Below are 23,754 nucleotides of genomic sequence, written 5' to 3'. Positions count from 1 at the left end.
TTACTCTTTCTTCTCCACCGCATGCCCGCCGAACTCGTTCCGTAATGCCGCGACGACTTTACCCGAAAACGTATCCTCTTGAAGCGAGCGTTGACGCATCATGAGGGAGAGTGCGATGACCGGTGTCGGGACGTCGTACTCGAGTGCCGTCTCGACCGTCCACTTGCCTTCACCCGATGCATGCATGACCCCGCGAATGTCGTCGAGCTTCGCATCTTTCGAGAAGGCACTCTCCGTCAGTTCCATGAGCCATGAGCGAATGACCGACCCGTGATTCCAAACGCGTGCGACATCTTCATATTCATAGTCGAACGGACTCTTCTCGAGCACTTCGAATCCTTCGGCAATCGCCTGCATCATCCCATACTCAATCCCGTTATGCACCATCTTCAAAAAGTGACCACTTCCGCTCGGTCCTGCGTACAAATAGCCCTGGTCGGTCGAGACGTCTTGGAAAAGTTGCTCGATCTTTCCGAACGCCTCCAAATCGCCTCCGATCATCGTACACGCTCCGTGACGGGCACCTTCCATCCCACCACTCGTCCCGACGTCGAAGAAATAAATCAGTTTTTCTTTGAAATGGTCGGCACGCCGCATCGATTCCTTATAGTTCGAGTTCCCTCCGTCGATGACGATGTCGCCCGGCGAGAGAAGATTGTGCAAGTCGTTCAAGACGTGTTCGGTCACGTCACCCGCCGGCACCATCACCCAGACGACGCGAGGGGCTTGAAGCGCGGAAACGACCTCTTGCAAAGAGGCTTTCGTCTCAAATTGATTCGTCGATACGTTTCCCGGGTCATACCCGACGACACGATGCCCATTGTCTGTCAAATTCAGAGCCAAATTGAGGCCCATTTTACCGAGTCCAATCATACCGATTTCCATTCGTTCCACCCCATTTGTAAGATTTAGTCCTCTATAGGGGATACCCGAAATAACGATTGCTCAAAAGGACAGCTTGCCCGAGATGTAGAATGATATAAGTGCAACAGTGATGAGAGGAGGGTGGCGATGTTTGAAAATGTATTTCGACTGGCCGTAGACGTCAGGCATCGATTCAAAGACCATCATATTAATGACTACAGTGCCACATTGGCGTTTTTTTGGTTTTTAGCCATCTTTCCGACGTTTTTTGTCCTCTTCGCCGTGATGGCATGGTTTCAAATCGATGATGCGCTTCTCATCGAACAGATTGAGACACTCATTCCAGGGTCAAGTGTGCGTGAACTGTTATCCATCGTCTATGACGTGAGCGGAAATTTGAACGGTGGACTGTTATCGGTCAGTGCCATCATCGCGTTTTGGTCGGCCTCGAACGGGACGGCACGCCTCGTCAAGCTGACCGTGTTCGCATATGGGGAGACGGAAGCGCGCGGCTATATCTTCCGACGGTTGATCGGGTTGCTCGTAATTTTAGCAGGGAGCATCGGGGCGGTCATCTTGATTGTGTTTCATCTATTCGGTCAAGAATTTGTCGAATTGATTTATGCCCTCTATCCAAAAGTCGAAGAATTCGACCGCTTGTCGACTCTGACGCGCTATACGGTCTCGACGCTCATCTTGATCATGGCGTTCTCACTCTTTTATAAAATCGCGCCACAACAGCGAGTACGGTTCATCGAAACACTTCCCGGAGCCGTGTTTGCGGTCATCTCGTGGCAATTGCTGTCGACCGGATACAGTGTCTATGTCGAACGCTTCTCGATTCTAGGGGACACATATGGCACGATCGGTGCGGTGATTCTACTACAAATTTGGCTCTATCTGACGGCAGCAACGATGCTGATTGGGGCAGAAATCAATGCGGCATGGCCCTACCATATGACCCGCCAACCGACCCGGACCCATTTCCCGTAACAAAAAAAGGGATATCGTGATTATTCTTTGTGAACATGCTTTAAAACAACCCGTGGCATGGGAATAAACTAGTACTATTTCACGGAAGAAGGTGTGGCCGCATGGCGAAACATCGTAAACCATCAAAGTGGAAAATCGTACTAGGGGTTGTAGCAGGCGTCATGGCCTTGGTGCTCATCACGGGTGGCGCGTTCGTCTGGTCAATGGTAAAAGAAGTCGATGACACCGTCGCACAAGTGAATGACAACTTGAAAATCAGCAAAGAGCGTAAACAGGTCGAGACCATTGAACGCAAAGAGTCTGTTTCCATTCTCTTGCTTGGGATTGACCGACGCGGGACCGAACAGGGACGGAGTGACTCAATCATCGTGCTGACACTCAATCCGGAGCTCGATGAAGGCGCGATGCTCTCGATTCCTCGGGATACATTGACCGAAATCGTCGGGAAAGGGACGCGCGATAAGATCAATCATGCCTATGCGTTTGGTGGGGCCGAAATGGCTATGAATACGGTCGAGAATTTCCTCGACATCCCAATCGATTATGTCATCGAGACGGATATGGAGGCATTCAGCGACGTCGTGGATGCACTCGGAGGCATCACGGTCATGAATAAATTCGCGTTCTCGACAGAAGATTACACGTTTCCCGTTGGTGAGGTGACGTTAGACGGAGAAGCGGCACTCGATTACACTCGGATGCGCTATAACGATCCAAACGGTGACTTCGGACGTCAAGAACGTCAGCGTGATGTCGTCGCCGCCATCATCGAAAAAGGACGTACGGACTTCTCACTCGACAAGGTCACTGCGTTACTCGAGGTGGTCGGTGATCAGGCGAAGACGAATATCGAGCTCAATGAATTCGTCTCTTTGTCGACGGACTATATGAACGCGTTCCGCAACGCGAGTGTCTTACGGCTTGAGGGTGCGGGCGGATTAGAGGGGGACGGCATCTATTATTGGAATCCGGAATCTTCTTCGTTGAATGGCGTTCAGGAAGAGTTGAAACGATTGATGGAGTAAACTGTCTGACCCAAGTCGGACAGTTTTTTTGTGTTTCAAATGAAACGGAAAGTGGGAGAAATAAAGAGATGCCAAGGAGGGATGAGTCATGAAATGGGAAACGATTGAAGAGGTACTCCACGAACTCGGGGAGACCTCGCAAGAAAAGTGGGAACGGTTGTTTGAGAAGTGGTCGGATCATCGTTGGCACGACCATGAACGCCCTTCTGAAAAAACAAACGTCTTGTTGGTGGATGCCGGTTTTATCCTGACTGACGGACGAGCGAACCTCGAGGCTCTCCATCAATGGTTAGCCGATCATGTCCAAACGACGGTGAGTGATCTCTATCTCGTCTCCCTGTTTCCGTATCAAACGAAACAACAGGACACAGCCATCGACTCGCGGGTGCAATTGTTCGAAGACTTAGGACGTTTCACCGATGAGTTCGATTTGATTTACGAGATGACGCCTGAAGCATGGAATGAGTCACAACTCGACCTTGTCACCGTAACAGATGAACTGATTGAACGTCTGGCGTATGGAGCGACGAAAATCCGTGTCCATGTCGAGGCGTTTCGCGGAATAGAACCGGAACGAGTCAAACACATCCTCAAACTGTGGCGTACGATTATGCATACGTATAAGCCGAATGCACAGCTCATCGTTGCCAATGAACGTGTCGATTCAGTCCTAAACTTTGAGGAAGAGGCGGACGTCGTCTGTCATTTCGACTTATCCAGTCATGTCATTTTAGCGTTTGCGCAGGCCAATGTGACACGATTGACCGATTGGGCGAGACAAGTTCATTCACTGAGAGCCAATCAAACATATTTCAATTTCCTATCTTCAGCGGAACGTGATCCGTTTGAGAAAAATCTGATGGACACTAACCCAGATGTGATTCTCGCAGCCCACAGTGTATTGTTGTCGCTTCAAGGGATTCCGTTGATTGATTACCGAACTTTATTTGGGGTGTCGCAACCGGTTGAACAGGAAGATCTCGTCCGAGCATTGAAACGCGATCCGGATCGACTTCGTGTTTATGAAGGGATATTGAGCCAATTGAATGTGAAACGACTCCATCCTGCCTTGTCCCCTTACATTGGTCAAGAGGTCCTAAATCTCGATCGGCGCGTTTTCGCTGTTAAGCGAACGCATCAAGAGGAGACCTTATTGTTATTGACGAATATGAGTGAAGAGACGGTGCAGACGGATTGTGAAGGGACGAGTCTCTTTACAGAAGAATGGATGACGAATGTAACGCTTCGCCCGTATGAATACGTTTGGCTAAAACAATCACACAATGGAGAGTGAACACTCATGATTGATGTACATTGTCATTTGTTGCCTGAAGTAGATGACGGACCACGTACAATGGAAGCATCCCTTCAACTCGCGAAACGTGCGGTGGAAGAAGGGGTGACATCGATTGTCGTGACACCACACGCGTATCATCCGTACTTTGAGACGCAGCATCATGACATCACGCAAGAAGTCGCGCATCTACAAAAACGACTCGATGATGAACAGATCCCCTTGACCTTGTATGTTGGACAAGAGATTCGAATTTTTGGAGAAATGGTCGAAGCGTTGGAGTCCGGAGAGGCACATTCGCTTGCTGGGTCACGATATGTCCTCGTGGAACTGCCGAGTCAAAGTCTACCAGCTTATACGGAGTCCTTATTCTTTCAACTACAGGCGGCTGGATACGTTCCGGTCATCGCGCACCCGGAGCGGAATCGTGAGTTTGCACTCCATCCAGAAAAATTGCATCATCTCGTATCATCGGGTGCGTTGTCCCAAGTGACAACAAGCAGTTTGACAGGACAGTTCGGGAGACAGATACGGGAACTCGCACTCACGTTCATCAGTAATGGGCTGAGTCACATCGTCGCCTCCGATGCCCATAACGTGGAACATCGTGATTTCAATTGGTTAGCGGCGAGACAGGAAGTCATCAACGAATTAGGGGAAGAGATGTGGCAACAGCACCTCCACTTTACGGAGGAGATGTTAGCGGATGAACCGATTTCGGTGAATCCTCCACGTTTACCTGAGAAAAACTGGCGAGGACGTTGGAAGTGGTAAATCAATTGCCCGATGACGGGTTAGAAAGGTGATGGCATGAAACAAGCGACGATTCAAAACGCCAACGGCATGACACTATCCGCCATCGACTATGGCTGTGCGATGACGGAACTGACAGCCCCGGACCGAGACGGCAACCTCGACTCGGTTATCTTGAAATATGGTGACGTCTCTCAATACTTAGAAAACCCGGTCTATCTCGGGTCGGTCGTTGGACGGATTGCCGGACGGATTCGTGACGCAGAGATTGAGGGTGTCGCCTTGACCCCAAGCGAGGCGCCCCACCATATTCACGGAGGCGACAAAGGCATCACGGCCCGTCACTGGGAGATAGACGCCGACGAACAGTGCATTCAGTTCACGTATCTCAGTCCGGACGGGGAAGAAGGATACCCGGGGAACGTCTTCTTTAAAGTGTCATATGAACTGACGGATGACAATGAACTGATTGTCACGATGACAGCGGAAACGGACCAACGGACGTGGATCAACTTGAACCATCATAACTACTTCAATCTCGGCGGACGCTCGACCATCCACGACCATGAGCTGACGCTACCAGCCGATTCGGTCGGGGTGCTCGATGCGGAGTCGCTGCCGACAGGAGAGTTACGTGATGTGGGCGGGACGCCGTTCGACTTCCGAGACGGAAAACCGGTCCGAGAGGCGCTCGTGTCGGGAGACGAGGCGATTGAAAGGGCGAGCGGTCTCGATCATCCGTTTATCTTGAAGGATGAACCGATTCGATTACACGACCCAATGAGCGGACGGACGATGACGGTCGAAACGAATCAACCCGTCATGGTCGTCTACACAGGGAATTTCCTCAGTGAAGAGACACCGGTGACGCTCGACGGTCGGCAGAGACATAGTGCGATTTGTCTCGAGGCACAGGCGTATCCGGACGCTTCGAACCATCCAGACATTGCGACCTCCATCGAGCTAAAACCGGGTGAGCTTTATCACTCACGGACGGTGTATCGGTTTGGGGTGGAGTGAAAAGTGAAACTCATCATGCGATGGCGTGATAATTCCGAAAGATTGATTCGCTCTCAGTGAATCAATCTTTTTTAATTGAAGTAGAGTAGAAGAGGTGTGTATTTCATAATATTTCTTATTTTGTAAAAATGAAAAGAAGACGAAATGTAAATTAAGTATTGGATATAATATCCAGTTGTAACTTGGATATGTTACGATTTTTAGCAAGGAGGGAAAAATATGAATACTACATTGATTCGACAAACTGCATTTTCGTTAGTATGTGTTTGGATTTTAGGGATAATGTTTACTACCTCTGTGAGCGCGGAAGATAGTAACGTAAACGTTCTAAAATCAGACGACTATATTCAAGAACTTGAACCGTATGTGGAGATTCAAGCTGATGGTACACTACGGTTAAACGAGAACTATCAGTCACTTGATTTACCAAATGAATTTATTCAAAGAGTCGAAACAAGTTTTTCACATATGAATGAACTAATCAAAAAGGGTGATATGAAAGTCAATCAAGATTTAAGTATTTCTCCAAGTCATTCAACCAAAACACTCCAAGCGACGGCTACGGCGTCTTCTGGTAAAGGGTGCGGTCAATCAGGTCATAAAGTGTATTGGTGGGGCTACAATATTTACTTAGACTGTAACGAAACAAGAACGACGTATCAGTCATTTAAGGCCGGGGGCGGAGCGTCGGTTGGATTGGCGACACTTTCACGCTATATTCCAACACCACCTACGCAACTAGCAAGCGCGATTGCGGGAACGATTGGCGGAGGATTTATCGGATTTGGTCAAATGATTAAAGATGAACATTAAGGAAATGGTGTGCGAATTCGCTTCACGGGTTTAGGATATGCAGCAATTCCATCCGGTATATTTCCACAATGATCGTCTGAGTAGGAGGTCAACATGAATTTCATTATTCTTATGGCAGGCATGTATGGCATCATCGCATTGCGATCGCCACTTTTTTCATCGCATCGACAATTGAAGTGGCTGTACGTCATTGGTTTTTTAGGATTATGGACAATTTATCTCATCAACACGACGTTTACACCGATTTTGTCAGATACAATGTTGCTCGGTCTCTCTATCATCTACTTGATGCCGCTTTTGTTGGCGTTTCTTCAGCAATCCAAACAAGACGCATGAACCGATACCTGGTTCATGCGTCTTGTTTTCTGGCGTACACTCTGTCATAGAAAGCTAGTGTAAATCGGGTCATCGAAATGACAATCTCGCAAATAATCGATCTAATCCTTTGCTTGATTTTCTTATGTCCATGAGGTTCGTGACTCATCTCCTTCATCGGTGGACCTAAGGGATACATATGGTCATGAACCTACTTTATTTTTCGACAGACGCCTCAAAAGTCAATCTCTCCCCGTTCGTCGCAATCACTTGCTTATACCAATCGAAGCTCTTTTTCTTCGAACGTGTGAGCGTTCCGTTGCCTTCATTGTCTTTATCGACATAGATGAAGCCGTAGCGTTTCTTCATCTCACCTGTCGACGCACTCACCAAGTCAATCGGACCCCAGCTTGTGTAGCCGATGATGTCGACACCGTCCTTGATGGCCTCGTGCATCTGTTCGATATGTTTCGCCATATAGTCGATGCGATAATCGTCTTCGACATATCCGGTCGCATCCGGTGTATCGACGGCACCGAGTCCGTTCTCGACGACGAATAGGGGCTTTTGATAGCGGTCATACAGTTGGTTCGCCGTGATCCGGAAACCGGTCGGGTCAATCGTCCAGCCCCATTCCGATTTCTCGAGGAACGGATTCTCGAGTGAACTGAAAATGTTTCCTTCGGTCGACTGGTTTATCTCTGGATCCGTACTCGTCGTCCGACTTGCATAATAGCTGAAGCCGATGTAGTCGACCGTATGCTCTTTCAACAGTTCGAGGTCTCCTTCTTCTATCTGAAGCGTAATACCTTGCTCCTCGAGATATCGTTTGGCATATCCCGGGTACTCTCCACGTGATTGGACGTCGATGAAGAAGAACGATTCACGGTCTTTGTCCATTGCATCTAACACATCATTCGGGTTACACGAATAGGCATATGTTTGACCAGCAGCAAGCATACAACCAACCTGTAGATCAGGATTGATTTCGTGAGCTGCTTTGACGGCTTTCGCACTCGCGACGAGTTGATGATGGGCCGCCTGATACTTCACTTGTTGCTTGTCTTCTCCGTCCTCGAACACGATGCCCGCTCCAATGAATGGGAGGTGGAGTAGCATATTGATCTCGTTGAACGTCATCCAATACTTCACTTTACCGTTGTAGCGGGTGAAGAGGGTCTTCGCATATGTCTCGAAGAAGTCGACGACTCGTCGATTGCGCCAGCTTCCATATTTTTTGATCAAGCTGACAGGTACATCGAAGTGAGCGATTGTCACGACCGGTTCAATCCCATGTTTTAATAGTTCATCGAAGACATCATCATAAAACTGCAAACCTTCCTCGTTCGGCTCCACGTCATCTCCGTTCGGGAAGATTCTTGACCATGCGATCGAGAGGCGAAGTGCCTTGAATCCCATCTCAGCGAATAAAGCGATGTCTTCTTTGTAGTAATGGTAAAAATCAATCGCTTCATGCGAAGGATAAAACTCTCCGGGCATAGGTTCTAATGATGGCAATTCTCCAAACATGACATCGAAGCGTTTCTTACCCGTCGGCAACAAGTCGACGGTAGTTAAACCTTTTCCCCCTTCTGCATAAGCGCCTTCTGCTTGGTTGGCGGCAATGGCGCCACCCCATAAAAATCCTTTTGGAAAACTCATCGTATCCATCCTTTCTATATTAGCGGGAGGAAAAATCCTCCCACTTGATTCATTAGATGATGAAAATCGGATCGCCCGTCTGGACATGTGAGGCGTAGTTTGGTGAGAGTGCTTTTCGGTTCGTGACAATCACAGGTGTCGTCAACGCACGACCTGATTGCTTGATCGCGTCGATATCGAATTCGATCAGCAGTTGTCCTTTTTCGACAAATTCACCTTGTGTGACGTGCGCTTTGAAATGCTTCCCGTCTAGTTGAACGGTATCCATACCGATATGGATCAGGATTTCAGCCCCTGATTCCGTTGTGATCCCGATGGCATGATGTGTCGGGAAGAGGGCAGACACGGTACCGGAAACCGGGGCGATCAGTTTCCCTTCCGTCGGTTCGATGGCAACACCTTGACCGAGTGAACCAGATGAGAAGGCGACATCCGAGATATCTTTCAAACGGACGACAGTTCCTTGAAGCGGGCTAACGACTTGTTCCTGACCGACAGTTGTCGCAGATACTTCTTTGGCGACCGGTGTAACTTCTGATTGTGGTGTCGCGGTTGCTGCTTGATTGACACCGCCAAAGAGGTAAGTCAAGACGAACCCGACGATGAAAGCAACGGCCGTTCCGATGAGTGAACCATAAAAACCAGTTGTGATGCCTTCAGGCGAGATGGTGGACGGATAGCCGAAGACACCGAGCCCCCCGATGATATAAGTTTGTGTACCCATGACACCCATGATTCCACCACCGACAGCACCACCGATACAGCTCATGATGAACGGTTTTTTGAGGGGGAGCGTCACCCCATAAATAGCGGGCTCGGTCACACCGAAGATACCTGAAATGAAGGACGGAATCGTGAGCGTTTTAATCTTTTGATTTTTAATTTTGAAGAAGACTGCGAGCACGGCACCGATTTGTGCGAACGATGCTGCAAACACAAGTGCGAGAATCGGGTCAGCCCCGAGTGACGTCAAGTTGTTGATGGCGACCGGGACAAGCCCCCAATGAAGACCGAAGATGACGAACACTTGCCAAAATCCACCGAGGAATAGGCCGGCGACGAGCGGGCTCAAGTTATATACAGCGACCGTGGCGCTACCAAGAAGCATCCCTGCCCAAGTCGCGATTGGTCCAATCAAGATGAATGTGAGTGGTACGACAATCAACAAAGTGAGTAGTGGAACGATGAACATTTTGATGACGTCTGGAATGACAGTCTTCAAGAACTTCTCAAGTTTTGCTGCAAAGAATGCCGCGATAATAATTGGAATGACGGAAGTCGAGTACGTCATCAAGATGACAGGAACACCGAGGAACGTGATATGAATCGGTGACTCGAACATGGTTCCAGCAAAGACCGTATAGAGAGGATCTCCAGCCGTCAGCGTCGATAAGGTCGGATAGACGAGTGACGCCCCGATGGCCATACCGATAAACGGACTTCCTCCGAATTTCTTAATGGCCGTATAGCCGAGGAAAATCGGGAAGAAGTAGAACAGCGAATCCCCGATGGCATTCAACAATTGATACGTACCTGACGTATTGTCGAGCCAACCGAGTGCGACGAACAGGGCGTTGAATCCTTTGATCATCCCGGTCGCTGCTAAGACGCCGAGCACAGGAGTAAAGATGCTAGAGATGATATCGATAAAACGGCTGAACAACGATCCCTTTGGAGCGTTCTCTTCTTCAATTGGAGACTGTTGTTGGAATCCGCCGACCTCGACGACGGCTTTATACACTTCTGGTACATGATTCCCGATGACTACTTGGTATTGACCACCGCTCTTCATGACCGTGACGACCCCATCCATGTTTTTGATGGTTTCGGTATCTGCTTTTTGTTCATCCTTTAATTTGAAACGCAAACGGGTGATACAGTGGACGACGCTATTGACGTTCTCTTTCCCGCCAACATGTTGAATAATATCGCGTGCGAGCTGTTCATATTTCATGTCCGTTCCCTTCCTTTTCCCATAATTTTGGTTTGCGTCAAATAAAAAACCTGACTCGTGTCAAACGAAGAACGTGAAATCACGTCATTCATCCGACTCGAGTCAGGTTATGCCCACTAAAGGTAACATTCCTGCGCAGGATACCGTTCAGTTGTTATTTGATAATTGAAATGTAGCATGCAGCAATTCAAAATGTCAACGCTTACATTCCACTTTTTTTGTTTTCCGATCCTCTCTACAACGTAAAAGAAGAAAGCGGAACGGCATCATGACATGATGTTGCGAAAAAATGATAAATCCTTCTTTTCAATTATCAAGATGAAGGGGGTAAGAAGGTACTACAGTTAACCTGCGCCTGATTTCGGTCATTTAATCTGTCTGTAGGGAGGAAACCAACATGAAGGAACAAACGACGATCGTGGGCGATCTCGTGGAAGTTCTCAAGAAAAGTAAGAAATGGATGTTCGTGAGTATGGTTCTCGTCGGACTCTTAGCTTACTATTTGAGCACTTCATTCATCCAGCCGAAATATGAGGCGTCCACACAAGTGCTACTCGTTACACAACAAGAAGACAACCGCGTAGACAGTTCGGAAGTGTTATCCTCGCTCTCACTCGTCAATACGTATCGCGTCATCATGAAGAGCCCGGCTGTTCTTGAGAAAGTCAAAGAACAGGTGCCGAGCGCACCAGACCCGCTCTCGGATGCACTCACCGTAGAAAGTGAAGAGGAATCGCAAGTCATCAATGTGTTCGTCACCGCGAACGACCCGGTCGTGGCAGCGGAAACGGCCAATGTGATCAGTGAAGTGTTCGTTTCTGAAATTCCGGATCTGATGAACATCGACAACGTTCGAATTTTATCTCCAGCCGAAATTCCGGAAGCGCCTGTCTCACCGAACGTACTGCTCAACACGGCAATCGGTCTTTTCGCCGGATTCTTGTTAGGTGGATTCATCGGTCTATTACGCCACGTCTTTGATAAACGCATCCGGAATGAGCAAGAAGCGGAACGGTTGCTGGATTTGCCAGTCATCGGATCGATTCCGACAATCGAACGCCGGGATTTGAAAATGAAAAATGTGAAAGAAGCGACACCCCAAGTGAAAGGAGACGTTTCGCATGTTCGGTCGAAAAAAGAACGCCAATCGTCTTGATTATAAAAAACGGGATCTCGTCACGTTGGCGAATCCGAAGTCACCGATTTCTGAACAATATCGGACAATTCGGACCAATCTGGAGTTCACGTCCGTCGGCCATAAGTTACAGATGATCACGATCACTTCCGCTTCGTCCGGGGAAGGGAAGTCGACCACGGCGGCAAACCTAGGGGTCGTCTATGCGCAACTCGGAAAAAATGTCGTCATCATCGATTGTGATATGCGCAAACCGACGGCACACCAAACGTTTCAGATGTCAGCACATGCGGGATTGTCTACCGTATTGGCCGGTCGCGTCACGCTCGAACATGCGCTCCAAAAAACGGATATTCCGCGTCTGACCTTGCTGGCGGCCGGTCCGATTCCACCGAATCCGACCGAACTGATCGCCTCGTCACGCATGACGGACCTCCTGAGTGATTTGCGTGAACAGTTTGATATCGTGATTGTCGACACACCTCCGATGATGCACGTCGCCGATGCTCGACTGTTGGCCAACGTATCCGATGGGACGATTCTCGTGATCGGTTGCGAGAACTCAGATCGTCAGCTCGTCCTGAAGGCGAAAGAACAACTTGAACGGACCGGGTCACAACTTCTCGGTCTCGTCCTCAACAAACGTTCTTCTCGTGATAACAACACCTACTACGCATACGAGTGAGGTCTCGGACATGAATATTCTACACATCAATGCCATCAACGAAGTGAAAAGCACCGGTCGGATGTGTAAAGAGCTCGCATCCGTTCATGCCTCTTACGGACACAACGTCCGAATCGCCCATGCGACCGGACCGGTGACCGAGACGAGTGTGGTAGTCGGACAGGCGTGGGAAACGAAGCGACATGCGCTCCACGCCCGCGTGACGGGGCGCCAAGGGTACACGTCTAAACGGTCGACCGCTGACTTGATTGCCTTCATGGACAGCTTTCGGCCGGACGTGGTTCATCTTCATAATCTTCACGCCAATTACCTTCATCTTCAGACGTTATTTGAGTATTTGGCGAAGCAGGACATCGCCACCGTCATGACGCTTCACGACTGCTGGCTATTCACCGGGAAATGTACCCACTATACGGCGGTCGGATGTACGCGCTGGAAGGATGGATGTGGACAATGCCCGCTCTTAAAAGAAGACATCCCGAGCTGGTTTTTAGACCGGACCGGCGAGATGTTGGCGGACAAGCGCCAATGGTACGACGCCATTCCACGCTTGGCAGTAGTGGGAGTGTCGGATTGGATCACGATGGAAGCCCACTTCTCGATTCTGCAACACGCCTCCATCATTCGTCGCATCTACAACTGGGTCGATTTGGAGACGTTCACACCGAAAGAGGTAGCCCCACTTCGGGCACGCCTCGGGTTGACGGGACAACACATTCTTCTCGGTGTGGCGAGCCATTGGACGGAGGCGAAAGGATTGTCTGCCTTCATGGAGTTGGCCACGGTCAGACCGTCCGACCAAATCGTCTTAGTCGGACAGATGCCTGAACAACATGACCTGCCGGCGAATGTGCTTCACGTTCAGGAGACACATGACCCGAGCGAATTGGCTTCTTACTATGCCGCGGCAGACGTCTTGTTGAACCTGTCAGAGGAAGAATCATTTGGAAACGTGACGGCAGAGGCACTCGCCTGTGGCACGCCAGTTCTCGTCCTCAATTCCACGGCCAGTCCGGAACTTGTGACAGAACGGACCGGTGTCGTCGTCGCCACGCGATCGGTCGAAGATGTAATGGACGGACTCGATCGTCTCCATCACGCCTCGATCTCACGAATCGCTTGTGCGAACGAAGCGCGTCAACGGTTCGACTTATTCGACCGGGCGGAGGACTACCTGCACGTGTATGAGGAGCTGCAAACCGAGAAAGTGAGGAACGCTTTATGACACCACTCGTATCCATCATCATCCCCGTCTATAACGGGAGCGATTATTTACGGACATGTATCGACAGCGCCTTAGCCCAGACGCATCCTTCGATTGAAGTGATCGTCGTCAACGACGGCTCGACTGATGACGGGAAAACGGCGGCGATTGCGACAAGTTACGGCAAGAAAATTCGCTACGTGGAAAAGGAAAATGGGGGCGTCTCGAGTGCGTTGAATCGTGGGATTGAAGAAATGAACGGAGACTATTTCTCCTGGCTCAGTCACGATGACGTGTACGAACCGACAAAGATCGAACGACAGCTCGCCGCATTGCACGAGCAACATCTCCCGATGAACCAGACAATCGTCGTCACAGGGACGGCGTTCATTGACGAAAATGGGGAGGCAATCCGACGGGTGCAACGGAAAGTGAGCGGATTCTATTCGAGTCAGGACATGTTCCGTCACTTGCTGTTGTCCTCGACTTTGAACGGATGCGCGCTCTTGATTCCGCGACGAGCGTTCGAACATCGGCGTTTTTCGTTAGAGGACCGCTTCATTCAAGACTGGATCTGCTGGGTCGAGTTGGCGCTCGATGGGTTCGACTTTTACGTGATGCGTGAGCCGCTCGTCTATTCACGGATTCACGGCGAGCAACAGACGAAAAAAATCGCACATCGAGCCACGATGGAATCGAATCGCTATCTGAAGCGGCTACTCCAGGACGTCGAGGTGCGTGATAACGGAGAGGAATTGACCGCCATCATTCTGAAGCACACGTTTAAAGAAAATGCGGCGGACGTACGGGAACAGTACTTAACGACACATGATGTGAATCGTTACTTTGGACCGCTGGAATATCGGTGGCTTCGCTGGAACGGTATCCTGTTTTCAAACCTGCTGTCTCTATATCGAGGGATGACCAATCTGATTTATCGTTAGAAAGGAGGGGTTGAGATGACGATCTATTTAGTCAATATGGCGCTGTTGGTCGGTTGGGGACTGTTGTTGATCCGTCACGAGATTCCGAGTCGCCGTGCTTGGTTCGTATCTTTCGCCACGATTCAATGGATCGTCTTGTCAGGCTTCCGAGACGTCACCGTCGGGGCAGATACCGCGCAGTACAAGGCACTCTTCCTTCAGTCGCAAACGTTACCGCTCGGTGCGTTCACCGACCGCTTCTTTGAAATCGTCTTCACTGAGAGCGAGGACCCGGGTTTCTACCTGTTCCAACGTCTCATCCAGTATGTGATTACGGACTATCAAGTGTATCTCGTGCTCATCGCGATGATTTTCATGATCCCACTCGGCTATTTCATCTACAAATACTCGAGCGAACCGCTCATCAGTTTCCTGCTCTTTTCGGTCCTCTTCTACGAATTCTTCGCCGTCACCGGCTTACGCCAAACGGTGGCGACCGCGCTCGTCGTGCTCGTCGGATACCATTTCGTGCGGGCGCGGAAGTTGGGCTGGTTCCTTCTGCTCGTATGCATCGCCATGACGATTCATAAATCCTCGCTCATCTTCGTCCCGTTCTACTTTTTAGCGAACAAGCAACTGACCAAAGCGTATTTGATGACCATGTTCGGGGTCGTCATCGGATTGTTCGTCTTCCGGAATTCGTTCTTCGATCTGCTCGTTCAAGTGTCTGGCTATGAGACCTACAGCGCCATGGAAGGGGCCGGCGCGGTCAACTTCAGTCTGATGTTGCTCTCTGTTCTCTTCATTGCACTATGGCGAAAAGATCAAATTTTAGCGAACAATCCATCCGCCATCCATTTCTTCAACGCGTTGTTACTCGCAGCCTGTCTCTTGCCGTTGACGTTCTTAAACCCGTCCATGATGCGGCTCGTCCAGTACTTCTCACTCTTCCTGTTGTTGATGATTCCGGAGATTGTCGGCACGTTCGAGCGGCGGGAACGACTCGTTGTCTATTACTCGGCAGTTATGTTGCTCGGTCTCTTGTTCATTCGCGAAGCGCCGGTGTATTCGTTCTTTTGGTAACACGAGGAGGTGAAGCATATGTCGACACGCATGACGCTAGACGAGGCAGCCAGTAACCGCAAAATCAAGATTGGAGCGGTCATGTCCTACACGCAAATCTTTTTCGGGATCTTATCCGGTCTCATCTATACGCCGTGGATGATTCATGAGATCGGGCAGGCGAGTTACGGGTTGTATATGCTGACCATCTCGCTCATCAGTATGTTCGCGATGGACTTCGGGCTCGATGCGGCCGTCTCACGATTCATGAGCAAGTATATGGCGGAGGGGGACCACGAGCGGGCAGGACGATTTTTAGGCATCGCCTATAAACTGTTCATCGCCATCTCGCTCGTCCTCTTCCTCATCCTCGCCGTCGTCTACTTCTTCTTGGACTCGATTTACTCGAGTTTGACGGCGACCGAACTCGAACAGTTGAAAGTGCTCTATGTCATCGCAGGACTGTTCATCGTCGTCTCGTTCCCGACGAAGCCATTCTCTGGCATTCTCGTATCCCATGAACAATTCCTCTTCTCGAGTGCCCTGCATCTCGCTGAGAAGGTCGGGACGGTCGCTTTGATGGTCACCGCGCTTCTTCTCGGCTATGGGTTGTACGCCCTTGTCATCGTCAATGCGTTGGTCGGCACGATTGTCCTACTCATCGAATACGTCTTCATTCGGCGCAAGACTCTCGTCCGTGCCAACTTTCAGAATCGAGAGAAAGGGATATATCAGGACATCTTTAGTTTCACGTCCTGGAGCACGATCACGCTCGTCGCCCAACGCTTCGTGTTGAACATCACCCCGAGCCTACTAGGGATTCTAGCAGGCAGTGCCTCGATTGCCCTCTTTTCCGTCGGGATGGTCATCGAAGGGTATGTCTGGACCATCGCGGCCTCGCTCGGTTACTTATTCCTTCCGAAGGTCAGTCGGATGTTGTCCCGAAACGATCGTGAGGCCATCGGGTACCTCTTCGTCCGCATCGGTCGAATTCAACTGTATATCGTCGGACTCATTCTCGCTTCGTTCTTCATCCTCGGTCGAGAGTTCATGCACCTATGGGTCGGACCAGACTTCACCGACTCCTACGTGATCGCGCTTCTCTTGATTGCACCGAGTGTGATCACGTTGACGCAAGACATCGGCAACACGACACTCATTGCCGAAAACAAGGTGAAGTATCGGGCGTTCGCAGCCCTTATCGTGGCCGCCATCAGTATGACGCTCTCGCCACTGTTGATTCCACACTTTGGTCCGATTGGTGCGGCCATCGCCATTTGCATCGGCAACATCGTCGGTCTCGTCTTCTATATGAACGTGATTTATCATCGGGTCCTCGGTCTCGACATTCTTGGCTTTTTCCGCAAATGCCATCTGAAACTCTTGCCCGGTATTCTCCTGTACACGCTCATCGGCTGGGGAATCCAGTTCTTCTTCCCGTCCTCGAACTGGTTCGGCTTCGGCTTGAAGGGAATCGTGCTCATCAGCATATACGCCATCATCATGTGGGGACTCGCATTTGATGAAACGGAGAAAGCCATGTTCCGCCAAGTGTTCGCTCAATTGAAACTACGCATCCTATCCATTCACCACACATCCTAGGAGGGAACAAGATGAAACGACTCAAGGTCATGACGATTGTTGGTACTAGACCCGAAATCATTCGATTGTCCGCCGTGATGGCACGTCTCGAAGCCTCCGAGGCAATCGATCATGTGCTCGTTCATACGGGACAAAACTATGATTACGAATTGAATCAGATTTTCTTTGAAGACTTTGGCCTGCGGACACCGGATTATGTGTTAGACGCCTCGGCGGATGGTCCGATGGCGACGATCGGCAATATCCTCATCGCCATCGATCCCGTGCTCGCATCCGAGCGTCCGGACGCGGTCTTGCTACTCGGGGACACGAACAGCTGTCTCGCAGCCATCGCCGCAAAACGTCATCACATTCCCATCTTCCATATGGAGGCAGGGAATCGCTGTTTTGATGAACGGGTCCCGGAGGAGACGAATCGTCGCATCGTCGACCATATCGCCGACATCAATCTGACCTATAGTGACATCGCACGCGAGTATCTGCTTCGTGAAGGGTTACCGGCGGACCGCATCATCAAGACGGGGAGCCCGATGTACGAGGTGCTCCATCGTCAACAGGAGAAGATCGAGCGGTCAGACGTGCTCGAACGGCTCGACTTGGAGCGAGATGCCTATTTCGTCGTATCGGCCCATCGCGATGAAAACATCAGTGATGACGAGAACTTTTTCGATCTCGTCGACACGCTCAATGCGGTCGCGACAACGTACCAGCTCCCCCTCATCGTCAGCACCCATCCCCGGACGGCAAAACGCATTCGTGAGAGTGGGGTGCGTCTCCATCCAAACATTCGTACCCTCAAGCCGCTCGGCTTCAGTGACTACGTCCACCTGCAACTCCATGCGAAGGCCGTGTTGTCGGACAGCGGTACGATCAGTGAAGAGAGCTCGATTCTTGGGATCAAAGGGTTGAATATCCGACAAGCGCATGAGCGTCCGGAGGCGATGGAAGAAGGGGCGGCAATGATGGTCGGATTGAAGCGGGAGCGAGTGCTTCAGGCGCTTCAAATCTTAGAAGAGACGGAAGGTCCGATGCGACTCGTGAACGATTACGCCATGCCGAACGTCTCCGATAAAGTGCTCCGCATCTTGTTGTCCTACACAGACTACGTGATGCGAGAAGTGTGGAAGCAACATACGGTGTCGACCGAGAAGAAAGAGGTGTGAGCCATGGACTATATGACGTTCAAACGAGTTTTTGACGGTACGCTCAGCGGAGTCGCGCTCCTTCTTCTTGCCCCGTTCCTGCTCCTCATCGCCCTCTTGATCAAAATCGATTCGAGGGGTCCCGTCTTTTTCAAACAGGAGCGCATCGGATTACGGGAGACACGTTTTTGGATGTATAAGTTCCGGACGATGCATCAAGACACCCCGAACGATGTCCCGACACATCTGTTTAACGACTCCACGAAACATATCACGCGCGTAGGGGCGCTTCTTCGCAAGACGAGTCTCGATGAATTGCCACAGCTCGTAAACATTTTAAAAGGGGAGATGGCCATCGTCGGACCGAGACCCGCACTGTGGAATCAGGACGACTTAGTCGAGGCCCGTCGACAAGTGGGAGCGACAGAAGCGTTACCGGGTCTGACCGGATGGGCGCAGGTGAAGGGACGTGATGAGCTTCCGATTGAGATGAAGGCGAAACTCGACGGGGAATACGTTCGCCAGATGAGCTTTTGGTTCGATCTGCGCTGTATCGCCTTGACCGTCAGGAACGTTTTGCTCCGGGAAGGAATCGTGGAAGGGGCGCCTCCACCCAGCCCGACATCTGAAGAAAAGAAGATGATGCATGTTGCGAAAAAATGATAACGGTTTCCATTAAGTTACCAATTTAAGTGAGATCAACCGGGTAAATGATGACATACCGCTCTTCCTACATCTGAGACTAGACAGCTACGAAAGGAGCCTTCTTATGTTTTCCAACAAAACATTGCTCATCACAGGTGGGACGGGATCGTTCGGCAATGCCGTGATGGAGCGATTCCTCGATACGAACATCAAAGAGATTCGCATCTTTTCACGGGATGAGAAGAAACAAGAAGACATTCGCAATCGCTATCATCATGACAAATTAAAATTCTACATTGGCGATGTAAGGGACCCGAACAGCGTCAAAAATGCCATGTACGGCGTCGATTACGTCTTTCACGCGGCGGCACTGAAACAAGTTCCCTCGTGTGAGTTTTTCCCAATCGAAGCGGTGAAGACGAATATTCTCGGTACGGAAAACGTCCTGAATGCCGCCATCGAGGCGGGTGTGGAGAAGGTCATCTGTCTTTCAACGGATAAGGCGGCCTACCCGATCAATGCGATGGGAATCTCCAAGGCGATGATGGAAAAAGTCTTCGTCGCCAAGGCCCGTGCGGTCGGACCAGACCGGACGCTCATCTGCGGGACCCGTTACGGGAACGTGATGGCCTCGCGTGGGTCGGTCATCCCATTATTCGTGGAGCAGATCAAAAAAGGGGAACCGCTCACCGTGACCGATCCGCTCATGACGCGTTTCTTGATGAGCTTGGCCGATGCGGTCGAACTCGTCGTCTTCGCATTCCATCATGCGCATGCAGGTGACATCATGGTCCAAAAATCACCTGCCTCGACGATCGGTGTGCTCGCGGAAGCCGTGAAACAACTGTTCGGGGTCGATCTTCCCATCAAAGTCATCGGGACCCGCCACGGCGAGAAAGCGTTCGAGACGTTGATGACCCGGGAAGAGAAAGTCGTCTCCGAGGACATGGGTGGATTCTTCCGCGTCCCGGCCGACAATCGTGACTTGAACTACGAAAAGTATTTCAGTGAAGGCAGCCAGGAGCTGACTGCTCAAGGCGAGTACAACTCGAACAATACGAGACAGCTCGATGTGGAGGAAGTGAAGGAACTCTTGTTGACGTTACCTTACATCCAGGAAGAACTCGCGAAATGGACGATTCCCGCTTCCGCGAAACGAATCGGGTGAGTGTGATGACCAGACAACGAATCGTCTTCTTATCCAATATGGCTTCCCCGTATCAAGTCAAATTCGCTGACGCGCTCCATAAATATTTTGATACTGAGTTTTGGTTTTATAGACAAATCACGGATCAACGTCCTGATTGGTGGGTCATCCCACTTGGTAAACGCTGTCGCATCTTGAGAGGCTCCTATTTCTCGAAAAAGACGAACTATCTGTCACTCGATGTGTTTGTCCAACTTATCCGGTTTCGACCGCATATCTTGCTAATAGCCGGCTTTACCCCGTTTCATGCCTTGCTCTTACAAATCGTCAAACTGTTCGGGGTGCGCGTCGTCGTCATGAGTGAACCTATTCGAAGCGTACGAGGTGAAACGAGTGGAGAATCGACGTTATTGACAAGAGAAAACGGCTTGCACAAGATCACACGGATTCATCGACTGTTCAAGCGGGCCGATTTGATTTTCGGAATGGGAAACGTCGCACGCGATCAATTTATCAAAGAACTAGGCTTCCCTTCCAAACGAGTCGTCTCGGCACCCTATCCGATTGATATCGAGACGCATATGTCGCACCCCTTGCGTCAGAAAGGACCAAATGACCCGATTCATCTGTTATTTGCCAATCGCTTAATTGAACGTTATCAACCGCTCGTCGCCTTGGAGGCGTATCGAATCTTGAAAGAAGAATATCCGAACCTTTCCATGTCGCTCAATCGCGACGGACACCTCGCAGATGCGTGTCGGCGATATATCGAGGACGAGCAGTTGGCGGACGTCACGTTTCTTGAAGAAATTGAATCGTGGGAAGGATTGAATCTCGTTTACCGGAGTTCGGACATCCTCGTATTACCGGCGACCTATTCGAACGGGAACATCAGCATCATTGAAGCCTGCGCGTCCGGGATGGGGATTGTTGTCAGCCATGACGTCAACAACGTTGAGAGACATCTGCACGAAGGCATTAACTGTTACAAATGCGAACCGACGGTGGTGTCACTCGTGACCGAGCTTAAGCGGTATCTGGAACATCCTGAAAAATTGAAAGCTCACGGACAACAATCGAAAGAACTCGTGACACCGCGACTGAACGCCAGTACTGCTGCCATCTACGCCGATTTACTCCAACCACTTTATCGCAAAGGAGATTCTCACCATGCTGAAGCTGATGTTGCTCGGGGGCGCGATGCATCAAGTTCCCATCATCCAAAAAGCGAAACAACAAGGGATATTCACCGTTCTCTGTGACTATCTACCGGATAATCCAGGTCGACTCGTGGCCGATCGCTATTACTGTACGAGCACGCTTGATCGGGAAGCAGTCCTCGCCATCGCGAGAGAAGAAGGCATCGATGGGATTGTCGCTTATGCCTCCGACCCGGCGGCGCGAACGGCCGCCTATGTCGGAGAAGCGCTCGGTTTAGTGACGAACTCGCTAGAAACGGTCGAAACGTTGACGAATAAAGCGAAGTTTCGAACATTCCTACAGCGATATGACTTTGCCGTCCCGGAAGCCTTTGCGTTTACCGAACTAGAAATAGCCGTCGAAACGTTACGGAATCGAGCGGGCGAGTACATCATCAAACCGGCCGACGCCTCAGGGAGTAAAGGGGTCAACAAATGGAGTCAGGGGAACGGGATCGAGCAGCTTCGCCGCCATCTCCAATCGGCATTTACGATGTCGTTCAATCAGGAAGTGGTCGTGGAGGAGTTCATTACCCGAGACGGCTATCAACTAGCGGGTGATGGATTTGTCGTCGACGGGGAGTTAGTGTTTCGTTGTTTCGGAAACGGACATTTCAATGTGAATGGAATCAACCCGTTCGCTCCGATTAGTGCGAGTTTTCCGAGTGTGCATCCACCTCACGTGCTCGAACAGGTACATGAGACGTTGCAACGGATGTTGACTGAAGTCGGCTTCAAACAAGGGGCGTTCAATTTTGACATCTTCGTCAAAGGAGAAGACGTTTATCTGATGGATATCGGTCCACGGAACGGAGGAAATTACATCCCACAAATCATCGAACAAGCGACAGGCGTCGACTTGGTCCAGGCGACGATTGATGTCGCACTCGGGATGCCGGTGACGCTCGAGATGAAGCCGGTGACCGTACCGTCCGCCTATTTCATCATCGGTAGTCAAGAAAAGGGTCAGTTCATGGGTGTCCATTTCGATGAGGACGCATGTACGATTCGACAAGCGAACATCTATTACAACGTCGGAGATGTGGTCCCACGCTTCGAAGGGGCAAATCAAGCACTCGGTAGTTTGATTCTAGAGTTTGAAGACGTTGAGACGATGCTTCGACTTGTTGAACATCCCGAGCGATGGCTGACCTTACACATCCAGTCAACCGAAGAAACGGAGGGAGAATCATGGACATCGTCGTCACCGGTGCGAACGGTTTTTTAGGCAGACACCTCGTCCACGCCTTAGAGCGGGCGGGGCATCTCGTCCTCCCAATCACCCGTTCGACATCATCCGTGGAACGAAGCTACTATCTACGTCGAGCCGACGCCGTCTATCATGTAGCCGGAGTGAACCGTCCTGAACGAGTCGAAGAATACACGACTGGAAACGTCGACTTGACCGAGGCGATTACAACCGAATTGCTGTCTTATAATCAGGTCCCGGTCTTTTTCGCCTCGTCGATTCAAGCGACTCAAGACAATCCTTATGGAAACAGTAAACGAGAAGCGGAGGACATCTTGCGGCTTTACGGTCAACGGAGTGGGGCACCGGTTCACATTTATCGTCTCCCGAACTTGTTCGGCAAATGGGGGCGACCTTTCTATAACAGTGCGGTCACGACGTTTTGTTATCAGATTGCAAGAGGAGAAGACGTCACGGTCACACATCCAAATCATGTGTTGACGCTCGCCCATGTCGATGACGTCGTCGCATCATTTGTAGAGGCGCTGTGTAAAACAGAAAGCGCCGATCCAGATTTCCTGACGCACCAAATCACATTATTCGACCTCGCCCGAATGATTGAATCGTTCGAAGCGGTCCGTATGGCTAGAGGAGTACCGGATGTATCGGATCCCTTTACGAAAAAGCTGTACAGCACGTACTTAAGTTACTTGCCGAAAGAACGGATGGTCACGCCTCTCTTGATGCATCAGGACGTGCGGGGATCGTTCACAGAACTGTTCAAGACGCCTGACCGTGGTCAAGTCTCCGTCAACGTGGCCAAACCTGGAATCACAAAAGGGGAACATTGGCATGAGTCGAAACATGAACAGTTCATCGTCGTCAGCGGTGAAGGCGTGATTCGGCTCCGGTTGATGGACCAAGATCATATCATCTCGTTCCATGTCAGTGAAGAACAGCTTGAAGTCATCGAGATTCCGCCAGGGTACGTCCATCATATCGAAAACACGGGCGTGAAAGATTTAGTGACGGTGATGTGGGTGAACGAGCCGTTCGACGCGAGTCAACCGGACACCTATCCAGCCACTGTCGCACAAGACGCGGAAGTCTCATAAAGGAGGGATTCAC

22 protein-coding genes are annotated in these 23,754 nt (G+C 50.4%); 19 read left to right on the top strand and 3 right to left on the bottom strand.

Annotated elements, in window-relative coordinates; all coding sequences use genetic code 11:
* Positions 1-885, bottom strand: a complete 885-nt coding sequence (gnd, locus tag GVY43_RS08655; RefSeq protein ID WP_159562908.1) for a phosphogluconate dehydrogenase (NAD(+)-dependent, decarboxylating) — start codon at positions 883-885, stop codon at positions 1-3.
* Between the two features lie 126 nt (positions 886-1,011).
* On the opposite strand from gnd, the gene GVY43_RS08650 reads away from it, so the two are divergent.
* From GVY43_RS08650 to GVY43_RS08620, 7 genes are all read left to right on the top strand, one after another.
* Positions 1,012-1,857, top strand: coding sequence for a YihY/virulence factor BrkB family protein (locus GVY43_RS08650; RefSeq protein WP_159562907.1), 846 nt, complete (start codon positions 1,012-1,014; stop codon positions 1,855-1,857).
* 101 nt (positions 1,858-1,958) lie between these two features.
* Positions 1,959-2,882: an LCP family protein gene (locus GVY43_RS08645; protein WP_159562906.1), complete on the top strand. Its 924-nt coding sequence runs from the start codon at positions 1,959-1,961 to the stop codon at positions 2,880-2,882.
* Positions 2,883-2,970: 88 nt separating this feature from the next.
* Complete coding sequence (locus GVY43_RS08640) at positions 2,971-4,176, top strand: hypothetical protein (RefSeq protein ID WP_159562905.1); 1,206 nt, start codon at positions 2,971-2,973, stop codon at positions 4,174-4,176.
* A 6-nt stretch (positions 4,177-4,182) separates the two neighbouring features.
* Positions 4,183-4,950 carry a tyrosine-protein phosphatase gene (locus GVY43_RS08635; RefSeq protein ID WP_159562904.1) on the top strand — a complete coding sequence of 256 codons (768 nt, stop codon included), beginning with the start codon at positions 4,183-4,185 and terminating at the stop codon, positions 4,948-4,950.
* 36 nt (positions 4,951-4,986) lie between these two features.
* The gene (locus GVY43_RS08630; protein ID WP_159562903.1) at positions 4,987-5,949 is read left to right on the top strand and encodes an aldose epimerase family protein; all 963 of its coding nucleotides are present in this window, start codon (positions 4,987-4,989) and stop codon (positions 5,947-5,949) included.
* A 219-nt stretch (positions 5,950-6,168) separates the two neighbouring features.
* On the top strand, positions 6,169-6,762 hold the full coding sequence (locus GVY43_RS08625) for a hypothetical protein (RefSeq protein WP_236548947.1): 594 nt from the start codon (positions 6,169-6,171) through the stop codon (positions 6,760-6,762).
* Positions 6,763-6,855: 93 nt separating this feature from the next.
* Positions 6,856-7,098 (top strand): hypothetical protein, encoded by a 243-nt coding sequence (locus tag GVY43_RS08620; RefSeq protein WP_159562902.1) that lies wholly within the window; start codon positions 6,856-6,858, stop codon positions 7,096-7,098.
* A gap of 195 nt (positions 7,099-7,293) precedes the next feature.
* Here GVY43_RS08620 and GVY43_RS08615 read toward each other — a convergent pair whose 3' ends face one another.
* Together GVY43_RS08615 and GVY43_RS08610 are read right to left on the bottom strand one after the other, a co-directional pair.
* Positions 7,294-8,748, bottom strand: a complete 1,455-nt coding sequence (locus GVY43_RS08615) for a 6-phospho-beta-glucosidase (protein WP_159562901.1) — start codon at positions 8,746-8,748, stop codon at positions 7,294-7,296.
* A 43-nt stretch (positions 8,749-8,791) separates the two neighbouring features.
* Positions 8,792-10,693 carry a beta-glucoside-specific PTS transporter subunit IIABC gene (locus GVY43_RS08610; RefSeq protein ID WP_159562900.1) on the bottom strand — a complete coding sequence of 634 codons (1,902 nt, stop codon included), beginning with the start codon at positions 10,691-10,693 and terminating at the stop codon, positions 8,792-8,794.
* 397 nt (positions 10,694-11,090) lie between these two features.
* On the opposite strand from GVY43_RS08610, the gene GVY43_RS08605 reads away from it, so the two are divergent.
* From GVY43_RS08605 to GVY43_RS08550, 12 genes are all read left to right on the top strand, one after another.
* Positions 11,091-11,849: a YveK family protein gene (locus GVY43_RS08605; RefSeq protein ID WP_159562899.1), complete on the top strand. Its 759-nt coding sequence runs from the start codon at positions 11,091-11,093 to the stop codon at positions 11,847-11,849.
* Entirely contained in the window at positions 11,815-12,513 is a 699-nt protein-coding gene (locus GVY43_RS08600; RefSeq protein ID WP_074035895.1) for a CpsD/CapB family tyrosine-protein kinase, read from the top strand. The genes GVY43_RS08605 and GVY43_RS08600 overlap by 35 nt, the downstream gene beginning before the upstream one ends.
* Before the next feature lie 10 nt (positions 12,514-12,523).
* On the top strand, positions 12,524-13,738 hold the full coding sequence (locus GVY43_RS08595) for a glycosyltransferase (RefSeq protein WP_159562898.1): 1,215 nt from the start codon (positions 12,524-12,526) through the stop codon (positions 13,736-13,738).
* Complete coding sequence (locus GVY43_RS08590; RefSeq protein ID WP_159562897.1) at positions 13,735-14,661, top strand: glycosyltransferase family 2 protein; 927 nt, start codon at positions 13,735-13,737, stop codon at positions 14,659-14,661. The genes GVY43_RS08595 and GVY43_RS08590 overlap by 4 nt, the downstream gene beginning before the upstream one ends.
* Before the next feature lie 15 nt (positions 14,662-14,676).
* On the top strand, positions 14,677-15,723 hold the full coding sequence (locus GVY43_RS08585) for an EpsG family protein (RefSeq protein ID WP_159562896.1): 1,047 nt from the start codon (positions 14,677-14,679) through the stop codon (positions 15,721-15,723).
* A gap of 18 nt (positions 15,724-15,741) precedes the next feature.
* Positions 15,742-17,304 carry an oligosaccharide flippase family protein gene (locus tag GVY43_RS08580; RefSeq protein ID WP_159562895.1) on the top strand — a complete coding sequence of 521 codons (1,563 nt, stop codon included), beginning with the start codon at positions 15,742-15,744 and terminating at the stop codon, positions 17,302-17,304.
* 11 nt (positions 17,305-17,315) lie between these two features.
* On the top strand, positions 17,316-18,467 hold the full coding sequence (wecB, locus tag GVY43_RS08575; RefSeq protein WP_159562894.1) for a non-hydrolyzing UDP-N-acetylglucosamine 2-epimerase: 1,152 nt from the start codon (positions 17,316-17,318) through the stop codon (positions 18,465-18,467).
* A gap of 3 nt (positions 18,468-18,470) precedes the next feature.
* The gene (locus GVY43_RS08570) at positions 18,471-19,109 is read left to right on the top strand and encodes a sugar transferase (protein WP_159562893.1); all 639 of its coding nucleotides are present in this window, start codon (positions 18,471-18,473) and stop codon (positions 19,107-19,109) included.
* A 106-nt stretch (positions 19,110-19,215) separates the two neighbouring features.
* Entirely contained in the window at positions 19,216-20,259 is a 1,044-nt protein-coding gene (locus GVY43_RS08565) for a polysaccharide biosynthesis protein (RefSeq protein ID WP_159562892.1), read from the top strand.
* A gap of 5 nt (positions 20,260-20,264) precedes the next feature.
* On the top strand, positions 20,265-21,500 hold the full coding sequence (locus GVY43_RS08560) for a glycosyltransferase family 4 protein (protein WP_236548946.1): 1,236 nt from the start codon (positions 20,265-20,267) through the stop codon (positions 21,498-21,500).
* Complete coding sequence (locus GVY43_RS08555; RefSeq protein ID WP_236548945.1) at positions 21,409-22,665, top strand: acetyl-CoA carboxylase biotin carboxylase subunit family protein; 1,257 nt, start codon at positions 21,409-21,411, stop codon at positions 22,663-22,665. The genes GVY43_RS08560 and GVY43_RS08555 overlap by 92 nt, the downstream gene beginning before the upstream one ends.
* Positions 22,629-23,741 (top strand): NAD-dependent epimerase/dehydratase family protein, encoded by a 1,113-nt coding sequence (locus GVY43_RS08550; RefSeq protein ID WP_159562890.1) that lies wholly within the window; start codon positions 22,629-22,631, stop codon positions 23,739-23,741. The genes GVY43_RS08555 and GVY43_RS08550 overlap by 37 nt, the downstream gene beginning before the upstream one ends.
* The last annotated feature ends 13 nt before the right edge of the window (positions 23,742-23,754 follow it).

Source organism: Exiguobacterium sp. 8H (assembly GCF_902506255.1).
GTDB classification, from domain to species: Bacteria; Bacillota; Bacilli; order Exiguobacteriales; family Exiguobacteriaceae; genus Exiguobacterium; species Exiguobacterium profundum.
The sequence above is the reverse complement of the archived record's forward strand: the minus strand, read 5'-3'. Positions and strand labels throughout refer to the sequence as shown.